Origin of the sequence: Bacilliculturomica massiliensis, from assembly GCF_900605495.1 — a bacterium.
Taxonomy (GTDB): Bacteria; Bacillota; Clostridia; order Peptostreptococcales; family Anaerovoracaceae; genus Bacilliculturomica; species Bacilliculturomica massiliensis.
This window is the reverse complement of record NZ_LR027603.1, coordinates 1,959,250-1,973,828: the sequence shown is the minus strand read 5'-3', so window position 1 is coordinate 1,973,828 and position 14,579 is coordinate 1,959,250. Positions and strand designations below refer to the sequence as shown.

At 56.4% G+C, this 14,579-nt stretch carries 14 protein-coding genes; 7 read left to right on the top strand and 7 right to left on the bottom strand.

Annotated elements, in window-relative coordinates:
• Positions 1-120: 120 nt before the first annotated feature.
• Both lgt and E0E37_RS18040 read right to left on the bottom strand, forming a co-directional pair.
• The gene (gene lgt / locus E0E37_RS18045; RefSeq protein WP_130864358.1) at positions 121-885 is read right to left on the bottom strand and encodes a prolipoprotein diacylglyceryl transferase; all 765 of its coding nucleotides are present in this window, start codon (positions 883-885) and stop codon (positions 121-123) included.
• A 450-nt stretch (positions 886-1,335) separates the two neighbouring features.
• On the bottom strand, positions 1,336-1,698 hold the full coding sequence (locus tag E0E37_RS18040; protein WP_130864357.1) for a molecular chaperone Hsp90: 363 nt from the start codon (positions 1,696-1,698) through the stop codon (positions 1,336-1,338).
• A 413-nt stretch (positions 1,699-2,111) separates the two neighbouring features.
• On the opposite strand from E0E37_RS18040, the gene E0E37_RS18035 reads away from it, so the two are divergent.
• The 4 genes from E0E37_RS18035 (at position 2,112) to E0E37_RS18020 (ending at position 6,843) form a co-directional block, all read left to right on the top strand.
• Positions 2,112-3,299, top strand: a complete 1,188-nt coding sequence (locus E0E37_RS18035) for a serine hydrolase domain-containing protein (protein WP_130864356.1) — start codon at positions 2,112-2,114, stop codon at positions 3,297-3,299.
• Positions 3,300-3,624: 325 nt separating this feature from the next.
• Positions 3,625-4,926, top strand: a complete 1,302-nt coding sequence (locus tag E0E37_RS18030; RefSeq protein ID WP_165445442.1) for an efflux RND transporter periplasmic adaptor subunit — start codon at positions 3,625-3,627, stop codon at positions 4,924-4,926.
• Positions 4,927-4,936: 10 nt separating this feature from the next.
• Positions 4,937-5,638, top strand: coding sequence for an ABC transporter ATP-binding protein (locus E0E37_RS18025; protein WP_130864354.1), 702 nt, complete (start codon positions 4,937-4,939; stop codon positions 5,636-5,638).
• Positions 5,632-6,843, top strand: coding sequence for an ABC transporter permease (locus E0E37_RS18020; protein WP_130864353.1), 1,212 nt, complete (start codon positions 5,632-5,634; stop codon positions 6,841-6,843). Before E0E37_RS18025 ends, E0E37_RS18020 begins: the two co-directional genes overlap by 7 nt.
• A gap of 229 nt (positions 6,844-7,072) precedes the next feature.
• Here E0E37_RS18020 and E0E37_RS18015 read toward each other — a convergent pair whose 3' ends face one another.
• The 5 genes from E0E37_RS18015 to E0E37_RS17995 all read right to left on the bottom strand — a co-directional run bounded on the left by E0E37_RS18015 (position 7,073) and on the right by E0E37_RS17995 (position 10,378).
• Positions 7,073-7,606 (bottom strand): hypothetical protein, encoded by a 534-nt coding sequence (locus E0E37_RS18015; RefSeq protein WP_130864352.1) that lies wholly within the window; start codon positions 7,604-7,606, stop codon positions 7,073-7,075.
• A 155-nt stretch (positions 7,607-7,761) separates the two neighbouring features.
• A complete protein-coding gene (locus E0E37_RS18010) occupies positions 7,762-8,478 on the bottom strand; it encodes a DUF6873 family GME fold protein (protein WP_130864351.1) in 717 nt (238 codons plus the stop codon).
• A gap of 1 nt (position 8,479) precedes the next feature.
• Positions 8,480-9,046, bottom strand: coding sequence for a DMT family transporter (locus E0E37_RS18005; RefSeq protein WP_130864350.1), 567 nt, complete (start codon positions 9,044-9,046; stop codon positions 8,480-8,482).
• 34 nt (positions 9,047-9,080) lie between these two features.
• On the bottom strand, positions 9,081-9,536 hold the full coding sequence (locus E0E37_RS18000; RefSeq protein WP_130864349.1) for a DMT family transporter: 456 nt from the start codon (positions 9,534-9,536) through the stop codon (positions 9,081-9,083).
• A gap of 38 nt (positions 9,537-9,574) precedes the next feature.
• On the bottom strand, positions 9,575-10,378 hold the full coding sequence (locus E0E37_RS17995) for a hypothetical protein (RefSeq protein ID WP_130864348.1): 804 nt from the start codon (positions 10,376-10,378) through the stop codon (positions 9,575-9,577).
• Between the two features lie 674 nt (positions 10,379-11,052).
• Between E0E37_RS17995 and E0E37_RS19140 the strand changes: the two genes are divergently transcribed.
• The 3 genes from E0E37_RS19140 to E0E37_RS17975 all read left to right on the top strand — a co-directional run bounded on the left by E0E37_RS19140 (position 11,053) and on the right by E0E37_RS17975 (position 14,361).
• Positions 11,053-12,441, top strand: coding sequence for an NYN domain-containing protein (locus E0E37_RS19140; protein WP_330548600.1), 1,389 nt, complete (start codon positions 11,053-11,055; stop codon positions 12,439-12,441).
• A gap of 100 nt (positions 12,442-12,541) precedes the next feature.
• Entirely contained in the window at positions 12,542-13,297 is a 756-nt protein-coding gene (locus E0E37_RS17980) for a response regulator transcription factor (protein WP_130864347.1), read from the top strand.
• Positions 13,298-13,359: 62 nt separating this feature from the next.
• Positions 13,360-14,361 carry a sensor histidine kinase gene (locus tag E0E37_RS17975; protein ID WP_130864346.1) on the top strand — a complete coding sequence of 334 codons (1,002 nt, stop codon included), beginning with the start codon at positions 13,360-13,362 and terminating at the stop codon, positions 14,359-14,361.
• Positions 14,362-14,579 lie beyond the last annotated feature (218 nt).

Sequence of the window (14,579 nt, the reverse complement as noted above, 5' to 3'; positions counted from 1 at the left end):
GCGGCGCCGGTCCCGGACCTGATGTCAGACCGCCGGCCGCCGATTGATGAATAGTTTTTCCTTATATGACTGGATGGGTCGACCTGTCAGACAGATCTGTCAATGCAGGTCAGGGAATATTCAATAGAAGATCCTTCCCTTCGTGCTGTTTTTTCTGGCCAGATAGATGTACCAGAGAATAAAGAGCACAAAGACCACAGCGCTGACCAGCTGCGCGGTGCGGATCGTATTTCCGATCATCAGGCTGTCCGTGCGCAGTCCTTCCACGAAGAAACGCTCGAAGGAATAGAGGATCCCGTAGAGCAGGAAGGTCTGTCCGTCAAATTTTCGATTGTTGTCGATATACAGCAGCAGGAAGAAGAGAAGGAAACACCAGATCGATTCGTAGAGAAAGGTCGGGTGTACCATCTGGCCGTTTACCTCGATGGCCCAGGGCAGGTTCGTGGGACCGCCGTGGGCTTCGCCGTTAAAGTAATTGCCCCAGCGGCCGATGGACTGAGCCAGAGCGATCCCGGGGGCCACCAGATCTAGACCGTTCAGAGGCTGGATCTTCCAGCGCCGGCACAGCAGGATCCCGGCGATCATGCCGAAGATCAGGCCGCCGTGAATGGCCAGGCCTCCTGTGCGGATATTGATGATCTTCATGATGTCGCCCGCGTAATTTTCCCAGTGGAAGGCGACGTAGTACAGCCGCGCGCCAACGATGGCGGCGGGGATGCAGATCAGACCGATGTCGATGATGTGCTCGGAATCAATGTGATGGCGCGGCGCCCGTTTATAGGCGAAGACCAGCGCCAGGGCCATGCCGAGGGTGATAAGTATTCCGTACCACATGACGTCCAGTCCGAAGATGGTAAACGCAATGCGCGATGTAGGTGTAGGCATCTCTGTTGGGTTCTCCTTTACAGCTGTTATTTCTTTTGTCTCTGTTCAAAACCTGCGCGGAATTCGGAAATGCGGTCTGCCCCACGGCCGCCAGGGCGGCGGGAGATCCGGAAGTTTTTCTCAATTTCTATTATTGCTGAGGCAGGGCTGTTTTAAACATCGGTTCCGCCTGTCGTTTCAATGTTTCATTATACAATAGAACCGGTTGGGGTACAAGGAAAACAGAGGGAAGTTCACGGATTACACATAAAAAAACAAAAAGCGGCGGTCACTCTGAACAGCGGGAGAAGAAAGAAAAGGCATCGGTCAATGCTGACGGATGCCCTAAAATGTGTTCCAGATGCCTGAAAAACAACGATCTTTTACTGTTCGTGTTATAAAGCAAGGCAGATGAAACGGGACGCCGCGCGGCCGTGTAAGAGCGCGGCCGCGCAGGTTCGGTTTTGTGCGTTATCCCAGAAGGGAGTCTTTCTTTTCCAGGATCTCGGCCACCACGGCGCAGGCCGGACAATCGCAGTACGCTGCTCCTGCTGCTTTGATCTCCCTGGCGTGTTCCACAATATTTCCGGCGGTTTCCGCTCCGAAGTACTGAACTCCCGCGTCGGATCCCGCGAAAGCGATCAGATTGTCGATGGGCATGATATCCGCTTCCAGTTCCTCGATATATTTTTTCGTTTCTTCGGCTTCCTTACCGGTTCCAACCGCTTCCAGCCAGGCCTGCGCCGCGGCCTTTGTTTCACTGCTGCATGTGGGCGCCTCGATCAATTCACGGGTCTTTTGAACAACAAAATCCATTACTTCTTTTTTATCCATAGCTGATCTCCCCTTTCCTGCTTTCTGAATTTTATCCATGTTTAAATTTTACCACGATCATTCGGCGGTTGCAATTCCATTTCCCGCAGGATGCCCAGCCGCTCTGCCATGCTGCTGTTCTGTCAGTTTTGCTCTGCCGGGCTGCCGATCTTTTGGTCTCCCGGTCTTATTCTGACGGCCGCGTCCCGCCGGTCCACCGGTCTGCCTGTATTGTTCTGCCAGCCGCCCTCCGGCCGGTCTGTCTGCCGGCGGCGCCGAAGGCGGGACAGGGTGATCTTGCCGTGGGGGACCGCGGCGCGCGGACCGGACTGGAAAAAAGCGCCGGGCTGCTGCTGCCGGAACCCAGAATAGTGGTGGTGCTTTCCGGCGGTGCTGTGGTAAGATAAGAGACAGAAACTTGGAGGAGGATTTTTATGCTGGAAAAGAGAATTGGAGATAAACTGGATGGTCTGCTGGAGGAAGCTCTGGAAGAATACGCGCTTCCGGGGATCGCTGCCAGCGTCAGCGGAGGCGGCGGAGGGAAGAAGTTCGGGGCCGGATTCGCGTGGAGAGGGGCTGCGGGACGTGACAGCGTTGAAAACGGCAGGCAGCTGACCCCCGACCATATTTTTCATATGGCGTCAGTGACGAAGCTCTTCGTGGGCACGGCGGCGGTCCAGCTGTGGGAACGGGGCCTGCTGGCTCCGGAGGACCGGCTGGCCGATCTGCTTGCGGAATACCGGCAGGCGCCGCGGGGGCTGGGGGACGTGACGCTGCTGCAGCTTTTGACGCACACCTCGGGACTGAGCAATGTGGAGCATTTTGGCTGGGAAAAGCCGGAGACCGACGACGGCGCTCTGAGACGTTACGCTGTTTCACCGGAAGTGATGGCCATGCCCTTCGTTCACGAAGACAGAGGAAATAGTTTTTCTTATTCCGATGTGGGCTATGAGATACTGGGCGCAGTGATCGAGGAGACAGCCGGGGAAACGCTGGAAGATTATATAAAAAAGAATATATTTGAACCTCTCGGCATGGAGCGTTCTACGCTGAGGACCTTCGAGAGGGGATTTCAGCTGCGGGAATTCGCCGGGCTGGAGAGCGGGGACTGGAGATCGCCGGGGAAGACAGATGAACTCAGGCGCCTGCTTGACCTGCAGAATCTGGCGCGGCTGTCGGATCCGCCCATGGCCATGCCTCACGGGAGAACGGAGGAGGGGAAGCTGAAACTGGAGACGCACTATCCCTACAACCGGGAACACTGCGCCAGCTCAACGCTGAGTTCATGTCAGGAGGATATGGAGCGGTTCGCGCGGGCCCATCTGGCCCACGCCTGCGGCGGCCACGGACCGCAGCTGTTCCCGCCGGCGTATTATGAGGAGGTATGGAGACCGCGGGCCGTCGTTCCCAACAACGGGGAGCACATCGGGCTGAGCTGGTTTATTCGGGAGCAGGAGGGCTACACGCTGTACGGCCACGAGGGGACGGATCAGGGATTCCGGGCCAGCTTCTGGATCTGTCCGGAACTGGATCTGACGCTGCTGGTCAATTCCAATGTGACCAAAGCTCCGGTCAAACGGGTGGCCAAGCGTCTTTTGAAAGCGGTTCTGGAATCGTGTTAAAAATCAGCTGCATTCACCCAGACAGAGGGTTTTGACCGCGGATTGTATCAATTTAGTCACTTTATCGTAAGAAATTTGACAAGAAATATGAAGATAATCTGTGTTATACTTCGTTTTGTAGTTGTAAATGAAAAAAGCCGGGGAAATGGACCGGCTGCCGCACGGGGACCGCGGAAACGCGGATGGCGGTCCGAGGCAGGGCCGCGCCGCAGAGAGAACAGCATGCCGGCAGCGGGACAGACCGAACAGAGACTGTCGGTCAGGCGCGCCGACGAGGCGTCTGCGGACGCGAGAAAAGCGGCTGATGCAAAAGGGAGGAAAAAACATGTTTGGGAAAAAGAAATCAGATCAGATGCAGAAATCGCAGTCGGCGATCATCGGGGGAGCCGGCGATGGTTCCGGGGCGGACGCGCCGGAGAGCCCGGCGGGAAACGCCGCGGCGCCTGAGGGTCATAGTAAGGCGCCTTACGGCATGCCAAAAGGCAAGAAGAAGGGCAAGAAAAAGAAAATAATCGCCGCAGTGGTGGTACTGCTGATAGTAGTGGCAGCGGCGAAGGTATTTATGGGCGGCGGCGAACCGGTGATGCCCACTTCTACGGGTACGGTCGAACGCATGGATGTTCAGCAGGTCATTTCCATCAAGGGAACTGTGGAAGGAAACGATCGGGCGGAGGTCAGTTCCGCGCTGGACAGGGAGATCGTCTCTATCTCCGTCAGGGAGGGAGATACAGTATCTGCGGGTCAGCTGCTGGCGACGCTGAAGGATAAGGAAGATACCTCCAACAGAACGCAGAAGTATGATATTCAGCAGGCCCAGAACAATCTGGAGTCCGCGAAATTCGATTACGATACATCGAAAAAACTTTATTCGGAAGGCGTGATCTCCGAGCAGGAGTTCCAGAAGGCGGAGACCGCTTACGAGAATGCGAAGACGTCGCTGGCCATCGCCAAGGTGGACCGGACCGACAATGAAGACCTGCGGATCACCAGCCCCATCAGCGGCGTTGTGACCCGTGTAAACGCCAAGGTAGGTTTTACCGCCAGCCAAATGGCCAACGGTACGGCGCTGTTCGTGGTCGAGGATCTGTCCAGCCTGAAGATGCAGGTAAAGGCCAGCGAGTACGACATCAGCAAGATACAGGTGGGCCAGAAGGTAAACATCTCCGCTGAGGTACTGGGCGGAAATACGGCGGAAGGCGTGGTATCCCACATCGCTCCCACCGGAGAGCTGAAGGATTCCTCCGGAAAAGAAATGGTCATTCCGGTCAAGATCGACGTCACCAACGGTTCGGGACTGATCGCAGGCGTTACGGCCAAAGCAGATATTCTCGTAAATGAGAGCAAAAACGCGGTGGCGGTGCCTCTGGATGCGATCCAGGCTGACCAGGCCACGGGAGAGACCTACCTGTTTACCGTGTCCAAGGACAACAAGCTGGTAAAGCAGGTGATCACCACCGGGCTGGAAAGCGATTTTTATATCGAGGTCACCTCCGATAATGTGAAGGAAGGGGACATCATCGTGCTCAGTCCCACTCCTGGTATGACCGACGGCCAGGTCATCGTACCCGCCGGCGCGGGCGCGGCAGGAGCGGACGGCGGCGTTCCCGACGGCGCGGCGGCAGAGTAGGAGGCCGGTGATGGGAGAGATTATACGAATTGATAATCTGGTGAAGGTCTATCAGAACGGGGACATTCAGGTGGAAGCGCTGAAGCGGCTCAACCTGACGGTGAATAAGGGCGAGTACATCGCCATCATGGGCGCCTCCGGCTCGGGTAAATCGACACTGATGAACATACTGGGCTGCTTGGACCGGCCCACGGACGGACATTATTATCTGGACGGAGTCGATGTGCGGGAGCTGGACGACAACGAGCTATCATGGATCAGAAACCAGAAGATCGGCTTTGTTTTCCAGTCTTTCAACCTGATCCCCAGGACCAGCGCCCTGAAGAACGTGGAGCTTCCCATGGTCTACGCCAAGGTGCCGGCGGCGCAGCGGGAAGAGCGGGCGCAGCTGCTGCTGGACAAAGTGGGCATCGGAGCGCGGTCGTTTCACATGCCCAACGAAATATCCGGCGGGCAGAAGCAGAGGGTGGCTATCGCCAGAGCGCTGGCCAACCAGCCGCCCATCATCCTGGCCGACGAGCCAACGGGAAATCTGGACAGCAGATCATCTGTGGAGATCATGGATATCTTTACAAGCCTGAACCGGGAAGAGGGCAATACGGTGATCATCGTGACCCACGAACCGGACATCGCAGAATTTACAGACCGCGTCATCACCTTCCGTGACGGCTGCATCATCAGCGATGAGAGGAAGGGGGGAGCGCCGTGCTGATCATTGAAAACATAAAGCTGGCGCTGAATGCGATCCGCATCAACAAAATGCGGTCCTTTCTGACCATGCTGGGCATCATCATCGGCATCAGCTCGGTCATCGCCATCACGGCTATCGGTTCCAGCATGCAGGGAGTTCTGGATAAACAGTTCGCTTCCGTGGGAAAAAGCGCCATGGTCACCTATCCAAACTGGAACATGATCGACGATTATATCCCCTCAGACGCGCTGTTTGACAGGGATGACATGAATACCCTGAAGGCAAAGTTCCCGGAGTACATCGCCTATATTGATCCAAATGTGAGCGCTTCCAGCGATTATCGCATCGGAAGGCTGGATGGAAAGATCAGCATGTCCGGAACGGCGGCGGGCAGGGACAAGATGCTGAATCTGAATATGATCTACGGCCGTTACATCAACGAGGCCGACGTAAATGGGGCCAAACCCCGTCTGGTCATCGAGGCAAAGACGGCAAAAAAGATGTTCGGCACGGAGAACGCGGTGGGCAAGACCGTGGACCTGACCGTGGAAGAAGAACTCAAGGAATTCACGGTGGTCGGCGTCTACAAGGAAGAAGACTCGATCTTCACCGCCATGAACACCAGTCAGAACGACTTCGGTTACATTCCCTACTCGCTGATGCCCAGCCAGGCCGACTGGACCGCATACTTTTACATGTATACGGCGGAAGGCGTGAACCAGACGGAGGCAGGTGAAAAGATCACGGCTTACATGGCCAAGATGAAGGGCATGCCGGAGGGATACTACATGTACGAATCTGCAGAGGCCCAGGCCAATATGATGACCAGTATGCTTTCCACGGTATCCACGGCCATCGGCATCATCGCCGGAATCTCGCTTCTGGTAGGCGGAATAGGCATCATGAATATTATGCTGGTATCCGTGACAGAGCGGACGAGAGAGATCGGCATCAGAAAATCACTGGGCGCCAGGACGGGAGACATACTGTTTCAGTTCCTGACGGAATCCATGATCATATCAGCCATCGGCGGACTTATTGGAACGACACTGGGCTGCGGCATCGCGGCCGTAGGTATGTCTGCCTTCGGGGTGGATTTTGTCATCAACCCCATGGTCATCGTTTTGGCGGTGGGCTTTTCCGCCGTGGTCGGCGTTTTCTTCGGAATCTATCCGGCCAGACGGGCGGCAAAGCTGGATCCCATCGAGGCGCTGCGCTTCGAATAAATCGCTTACGTCAACCCAAACATAAAGGAAGCGGGCGGCTGCGCGGAGCATATCCGCGCGGCCGCCCGTTTTCATTACCGAACAGATCCGTAAAGTCTCCGTCTATACGCTGCGTGGCATATCCGGTGATCGCCTCTCTCACAGCTGATGTGGGCGCAGACCGGGGGGCCGACGGCTGCGGGAAGGCAAATAAAAAGCCGCAGCCAGAGCCGCGGCGCATGTAAGCCTTTTATTCGTATGATGTGTGGTGAGCCAGGATCAGCAGAGTCTGATTTTCCAGCGCGTATACATCGTACAGGATGTGATTGCCGTACTCGGAAAAGTCTGCCCCGGATTTTTCATAATCGGATGTGACCGCCGTGTAAAAATCCGCCGGGGTGAGGATCTGCGGCTCCCCGTCTCCGTCGGGAGAGAGGTAAGTTGTGTAAGCCTGCTCCGGTATGGTAAACGTGCGATTCAGAGCAAAGCTGTCGATGCGGTATCCGTCCGGCGCGGAACTGTCCTCCACGATCTCTTTGGGATGAAGGATCATTTCGATCTCATCGCTTTCGTTTTTGTTCAGCTCGATGGAACCGAGAAGTTTTTCTGCTCCGTCGTTCATCAGCTGCTGCGCATACGCCCCTTCGAGGTAAGCGATGGTTATTTCCGGAGTTTCCTCATCGCCCATGGCGTCTCCGCAGCCGGTCAGCGCGGCGGCGGCCACAGCTGAGAGCAGCAGGAGGATCAGGACGAGAGAGTACCCGCGGTGTATGAGTTTTTTCATTCTAAATAGCCCCGGACGACTTCCGAGTCCTCCTTTCCAAACTGAACGCAGCCATTTTTCTCAAACCAACAGGCGAGAGTCTGGCATCCTATATGGATCATTCTATGCCTGGCCCGGTGGTTTTTCAATAGCATCGGAAAAGAGTAATCACAATGTCACAGAAGTGTAATAATCGAGCCGATGTCCGACAGCGGGAGACCGGGAAACCACAGGGGAGTTCTGTCCCGGGCTCGGATGAAGGCGCAGATCCGGTGGAAATCAGGGTGGGCGGACAGATCGCCGTGAAAGAGTACGGTATGGCCCAGCAGACCGGAAGCGCCGCCGAGAAACCCGTATGGAAAACCGGGCAGAAGCACATGGCCCGTGGAAACGGTCAGGACGTCGATGGGATAGGGGGCGAGAGCCTTCTCCAGCCCGCGGTCGGAAGTAATCACGGCGGGCTTCCGGCCGCCGTTTACCACCACCAGGCCGCACTTTGTGTAACCCTGCCGGACGTTGATCTCCGTCAGTCCCAGCCGCTTTACCTCGGAGCGGACCTCCGGCGCTGTGAAGCGAAGATTGTGGACGAAGAATTCTCCCAGCTGTACGCCGCAGAAACCTGTATTCAGCGGATAATCGGGACCGGCGGGAACGCCGGTGAGGATGCGGTCCCCCAGAGCGCAGCAGTAGAGATCCGCGTGGGAAGCCACAGCCGCGTAGGTGAGCGCCGAGGGTCGGATCTCAGCGGGCACGGCCCCGGGAAAGCGGGAGATGCAGGCTTTTACCTGCGGATATATTTCCTGTGAATAATATACGTTGGGTATTGGGCGGGCCGGTATTGGGGAATACGCCGCCGGCTCCCGTCCGGGTCTCCGTTCCGTTTGCTGTTTCATATCAGGCATCCCCGCCTTTGACATGGGAAACAGTCTCAGCGTTCTCTGCCACATCCGCATCTGAGACTGGAGCGTCTATTTCGGCGGCTGAGGCATCTGCATCAGATGATCTTCCGGGACGCTGGACCAGAACGGCGCCGGCGATGAGCAGGATCACCCCCAGCAGCCGCAGAGGGGAGACAGGATGGACCTGACTGCCGAGAAAGCCTGTGGCGTCCGCCAGAACGGACCCGGTCAGCTGACCGGCTACCATCATGCTGAAATAGGCGCCGAAGCCGATCTTCGGGGGGATCAGTATAGAACAGAATACCAGAGCGGTGCCGAAGACGCCGCCCGTCCACATCCACCACTTCGTGCTGAGGAGCACGTCCCAGGAGGGCAGGGGATAAATGCCCAGAGCGGACGCCAGCGGGAGCATGACGACCAGAAGGACCATTCCGCCCAGAAAGCTGAACAGAGATGCGAATACAGGGTTGCCCGAGGCTGCGCGCAGCCGGCCGTTGACCGCCGACTGCATCGTCACGGCAGCGCCCGTGAGAAAACTGATCATGCTGAATAAAAGACTCATATGTAAAAGCCGCCTTTCCTGACTTGCTTTGCTCTTAAGAATTTTGGATGAGGACCGCCCCGGCCAGGAGCAGAAGGACCCCCGCTGCCCGGACCTTATCCGCACGCCGGATGCGCTCCACCAGCCAGCCTTTGTGATCCAGCGTGACGGAAAGGAAGAGCTGACCGGCCACCAGCATGCTGAAGAAGGCGGCGTACCCGATGAGAGGGGGAAGAAGGACCAGGGCCATGACGTAGATCAGCCCCAGCGGCCCGCCCATCCATGTCCACCAACGGGTGCGTGAGAGCAGGCCCCGTTCCGGCATGGGCCAGACTCCCAGTCCTGCAAACAGTATCAGCAGCATCACCAGAAGGATCGTTCCGCCTATGAAGTTGGCGAAAGAAGCAAAGACGGCGTTGCCGGTGAGAAGGCGGATCTGTCCGTTGACGCCGGACTGCACGTTGGTGGCGACGCCCACGAGAAAACTGATCAGAGCATAAATGGCATACATGATAAGACCTCCTGAAAAGCGGCGCTCAGGCCGCGCGATCAATATGAGTATACCATAATGTTGCGCTTGTTTTCCACCGCGGGGAAATTAATTTGCCGGTCCCAGAGCGAGATGAGATCGAACTTGATCTTCTGTACGTAGACTTCGCCCAGAAAGTTGGTGGAATGAAATTCCACGGTCAGAGAGAGCATGGGATTTCCCTGAAGCATTTCGTCCGTCAGGCGGATGCCCCCGATGAGAAAGGGTATGGTGCTCTGATAGGGCACTTTATTATTCAGCGAAATGGTCAGCGTCTCGTAAGTAATGGGTTGGGAACGGCCGTCGTCGTATTTCAGCTTCAGTCCCAGTTTGAACAGCTCGATATTGATGATATCCGTTCGGCTGACATTGGTCATGGTCAGGACCAGTACGTCTCCGTCGGTCTCCGGACTCAGCTCCATGCTGTCGGTGATGTCCGTGAAGGAATCGTCCAGATTGATGGCGAAAACGTCCTTGGGCAGAAATTCTTTCAGCTCTTCCGGCGCCATGCCGTTGATGTCTATGGTCGGGATGTAATTGTTTTCTTCAATTTTGATCAGACGCTTGTTCATATCATTGGCCTGCTGGCTGAGAAAAACGGCGCCCACGCCCAAAAGGACCGTGCCCAGAAATGTAAAAAAAGCGGCGTAGAAGTTTAAGAGATCGTCTTTGTGGAAAGGACTATTATAGACCCAGCTTCCCGGCCTGTCATAATAATCCAGGATCTGCGGCATGAGCGCGCAGGGGACTACGAGGGCGATGGTGAATACGAGCATGGCTATCCACCACTTCATGTACGCTTTATTAATGTACGGTTTATTCATACCGCGCCTCCTGCACTGAGAAATAAAAGCGGACGGCGGTCCGCACATTTAGTATAGATATAAATGAAGAAAAAAATTCGGATTACCTGTGAAGGCCTGAGGTTTTTCATTTCCTCCGCAGGCGTCCCAGAAGACCCGGCGGTTTCGGGATAAATATTGTATTGGAATGGTATAATGCGAAGATTGCGCCGTAACTGGCGCGTATTTGTGATATAATAGCCGCAGGGCGGCTATTATATAGATTCTGTGCGCGGCGGACGCCATGCGCGGATTCTGTCCCGACGGCCTGCGTCCGGTCAGGACAGAATAGCCGCAGGGCCGGCTATTATATCTGATTCTGTGCGCGGCGGACGCCATGGGCGGATCGCAGCATGATGGCCTGCGGCCAGCAGAAAAAGTAAATATTCGGGATAAAATGAAAGAAGATCGCGTTCAAACTCGTTATATTGATTGCGGGGGGCGCTTCTTCTTTACATAAATAAGTACCGCGCTGCGGACGGACAGGGTGAAATGTTTTTACCTCCGGACAGACGGGTCCACGGGGAAAGGGCATGACGCAGATGGACGATGAGGTCTGCAGGCAGATCCGGGCAGCGGGGTTAAATTTTTAAGTGTGGGAACAGCCGGCGGACAGCGAGCCGCGGGCGGCTTCAGCAGAGGAAGGAGAGGCATGTATGCCGGGAGACAAAAGGTTTGCCGTTCTGATCGACGCAGACAATATTTCAAATAAGTATGTAAAGGTGATTCTGGATGAGATTTCAAACGACGGGGTCGCCACTTACAAGAGGATCTATGGAGACTGGACCAGAGCGGAGATGGGACCGTGGAAACGGGTGCTGCTGGAGCACTCCATCACTCCGATCCAGCAGTACGGCTATACTACAGGAAAAAACGCCACGGATTCAGCAATGATCATCGACGCCATGGATATTCTGTATTCAGGAAATGTGGAGGGGTTCTGTCTGGTCAGCAGCGACAGCGATTTTACGCGTCTGGCGTCCAGACTGCGGGAATCCGGCATGATGGTGGTGGGAATGGGCGAGCAGAAGACGCCGAAAGCCTTCATCTCAGCCTGCAATAAGTTTAAATATCTGGATATTTTATCGGGACAGGCTGCGCCGAAGACGCAGGAGACCAGGCGGTCGGGTCAAGCGGCGAAGAGAGGCCGCATGACAAAAGCAGAGAAGGAAGCGGCTGCTTCAGCTGCGGCAGCGGCTGCGGGCGAGAAGGCGGCCCACGCCGCCAGAGAAGCGCAGCTGGAACGGGAGGCCGCCGCAAGAGCGGCGGAAGCGGCTGCGGCGAAAGAAGCGGCGGAGACGGCTGCCGCGGAGAAAGCGGCGGCAAAGACAGCGCAGAAGGACGGCGCCAGGGACGATGGGGCTCAGAATGTAGGCGGAAAAGCGGACCAGCCAAAGCCGGAAAAGGAAAAGGCGGCCAGAGGCGCTTCCAGAAAGAAGGGGAGGACGGGCAAAGCGGATCAGGCGGCCGCCGATGCGGAACACGAGTCTGTTCAGGTCCCCGAGATGGAGAAGAGCGGAGGCGGGAAGAACGCCGGCCGAAAAAACAGCGGCCAGGAAGCCGGACAGAACGCCGGAGGGAAGCAGCATGCCGCCGACGGCGCGGATCCGTCAAAGGAAGCCGGAGCAGTGTCGGGGATCCCGGCAGGCCAGGAAGTTTCTGGTCAGGATGTACCGGCGCAGGAGACCCCGGCCAGGGATGCAAAAGACATGGGCAGAGGGGGAAAACTGCGGCCTGAGGACGTGGGGATCATCCTCTTTGACAGCGAAGAAGAATATGAGGACGAGCCTGCGGAGATGACCAGTCTGGAAACGATCCGGGAAGCGCTGGCCACCATGGTGGCAGAGAGCGCCGACGAGGACGAGTGGGTGTTTATCGGAGATCTGGGAAATCGGCTGACCAAGCGGTATCCGGATTTTGACGTGAGAAATTATGGATTCAGCAAGCTGACGCCATTTATCAAATCGCTGGACCTGTTCGAGATCAAATCGGAGCCGGGCGGAAATTCCAACAACAGGCTGGTCTATGTCAGAGAACGGGAATGATGGGAAATCGGAGGCTTCACAGGACAGGGTGAAGCGCCGGTGAACAGACGGGGGGAGACGGCCACAGCGGCCGGGACTTATGGAGACAGGGCTTAAAGATATGAAAACACGGATTCTGGTGGCGGAGGATGACGACGATATCCGCCAGGGACTGCAATATGCGCTGGAGCAGGAGGGATTTAAAGTCCTGTCCTGTTCGGTGGCCGCTGCGGCGGCGGAGCACATCGTTCGGATGGAAGCGGACCTCTGTCTGCTGGATGTGACGCTGCCGGACGGTACGGGCTATGATCTGTGTAAGCTGGCCAGAGCGCAGGAACGGCAGATCCCGGTCATATTTCTGACAGCGTGCGACGCGGAAGTGAGCGTGGTCATGGGACTGGATATGGGAGCGGACGACTACATCACCAAGCCTTTTCGGATACGGGAGTTGATTTCCCGCATCCGCTCCGTCCTGCGGCGGTGTTCCGGTCAGAACGGAGTGAGCCGGGACGACGGCTCCGCGGAGAAAAACGGGGCGGGAAAAAATGCCGCCCGTCAGGCGGAGGACGTGATCCATTTCGGAAATCTGGAGATCCGCATGGCGGAGGCGCGGGTATTCCGCAGAGACGGGACATGGCGAGAGGTGCAGCTGACGGCGCTGGAATACCGGCTGCTTTTGACCTTTGCCAGACACAAAGGTCAGGTGCTGTCGCGCAGCCAGCTGTTGGAGGGAATATGGGACGTAGCCGGGGATTTTGTCAATGACAACACGGTGAGCGTTTACATAAAACGGCTGCGGGAGAAGCTGGAGGAAGATCCGGCCAGACCGCGGCTCATCGAGACGGTCAGAGGTTTCGGATACCGCGCCGGGGATTGACGGCGGCCGGCAGGGGATCGGCTGCGGCAATGCGGGGATAAGGATAGTAAAGGTATAAGGGTATGTGGAGAAATAAAGAGATCCGGCGGCAGTTCACGGCAATGGGGGCGTTCTGCGCCGCGCTGACAGCCGCGGCATTTTTTGCAGGACCGGTCTATGGTCTGGCATGCGCGATCTTTTCCGCGGTCATGCTGGCCGTGGAGTGGGGCTTTCTGAAGAATCGCTACGGAAAGATCGAGAAGCTGGCGGAAGCGCTGCGGCGCATCTGCGCGGGGGAAACTGAACTGGACGTGAGAGACAACGAGGAAGGGGAGCTCTCCATCCTCAGAAGTGAGATATACAAAGTCACCCGCATGCTGTCCGAGCAGGGAGCCATGTACAAAAACGACCAGCAGCGGCTGGCTGACGCCATCGCGGATATCTCGCATCAGCTGAAGACGCCGCTGACTTCCATGACGCTCATGGCAGACCTGCTGGGAAATGAGGATCTGGACCGGGAGCAGAGGGAAACGTTTACAAAGCGCATCCAGTCGCAGGTATGCAGAATGGACTGGCTTTTGACCACCCTGCTCAAACTCTCCAAGATCGATGCGGGAACAGCTGTCTTTTCCGAGGAAAAGGTCTACGTGACGGATGTGATCGAACAGGCCATCGAGCCGATCATCATTCCAATGGATGTAAAAAATCAGACGGTCACCGTGGAGGGAGACCCCGCGGCCAGTTTTACAGGGGACATAGACTGGACGGCGGAGGCGCTGCTGAATGTAATGAAAAACTGTGTGGAGCACACACCGGAGGGCGGGCGTCTGTCGGTTACTTTTTCGGAAAATCCGCTGTTCACGGAGATCATTGTGGCGGACAGTGGAAACGGGATCGACAAAGAGGATCTCCCATACATATTTAAACGCTTTTACCGTGGGAAAAACGCGGGAAAGGACAGCGCGGGCATCGGCCTGGCCATGGCCCAGAGCATCGTGAAACGGCAGAGGGGAGATCTGACCGTGGACAGCGAGGAAGGAAAAGGGAGCGCCTTTCGTTTTCGATTTTACAAGCAGGTGGTCTGAGCAGGCCGGAGGAAAACGTCCGGGAATAAAAATGGACAAGCACGGGGAACGGCGCGGGCCGTTCCTCTTTGTATTCAGCCGGCTGACGTCCAGGACGAAAAACATGGGAACAGTGACAATTCTGTAAGAAACCAGTCACGAAACCGTAATCTGCGCCGCATATCATAGACGATGAACACAAAAGAAACGCTCGGTTCTGTCCGCAGGCGCCGGTATCT

Bases quoted from the DNA above. Each gene is read 5' to 3' on its own strand.
- lgt (WP_130864358.1), bottom strand. From the start codon at position 885: ATGCCTACACCTACATCGCGCATTGCGTTTACCATCTTCGGACTGGAC.
- E0E37_RS18040 (WP_130864357.1), bottom strand. From the start codon at position 1,698: ATGGATAAAAAAGAAGTAATGGATTTTGTTGTTCAAAAGACCCGTGAA.
- E0E37_RS18035 (WP_130864356.1), top strand. From the start codon at position 2,112: ATGCTGGAAAAGAGAATTGGAGATAAACTGGATGGTCTGCTGGAGGAA.
- E0E37_RS18030 (WP_165445442.1), top strand. From the start codon at position 3,625: ATGTTTGGGAAAAAGAAATCAGATCAGATGCAGAAATCGCAGTCGGCG.
- E0E37_RS18025 (WP_130864354.1), top strand. From the start codon at position 4,937: ATGGGAGAGATTATACGAATTGATAATCTGGTGAAGGTCTATCAGAAC.
- E0E37_RS18015 (WP_130864352.1), bottom strand. From the start codon at position 7,606: ATGAAAAAACTCATACACCGCGGGTACTCTCTCGTCCTGATCCTCCTG.
- E0E37_RS18010 (WP_130864351.1), bottom strand. From the start codon at position 8,478: ATGAAACAGCAAACGGAACGGAGACCCGGACGGGAGCCGGCGGCGTAT.
- E0E37_RS18005 (WP_130864350.1), bottom strand. From the start codon at position 9,046: ATGAGTCTTTTATTCAGCATGATCAGTTTTCTCACGGGCGCTGCCGTG.
- E0E37_RS18000 (WP_130864349.1), bottom strand. From the start codon at position 9,536: ATGTATGCCATTTATGCTCTGATCAGTTTTCTCGTGGGCGTCGCCACC.
- E0E37_RS17995 (WP_130864348.1), bottom strand. From the start codon at position 10,378: ATGAATAAACCGTACATTAATAAAGCGTACATGAAGTGGTGGATAGCC.
- E0E37_RS19140 (WP_330548600.1), top strand. From the start codon at position 11,053: ATGCCGGGAGACAAAAGGTTTGCCGTTCTGATCGACGCAGACAATATT.
- E0E37_RS17980 (WP_130864347.1), top strand. From the start codon at position 12,542: ATGAAAACACGGATTCTGGTGGCGGAGGATGACGACGATATCCGCCAG.
- E0E37_RS17975 (WP_130864346.1), top strand. From the start codon at position 13,360: ATGTGGAGAAATAAAGAGATCCGGCGGCAGTTCACGGCAATGGGGGCG.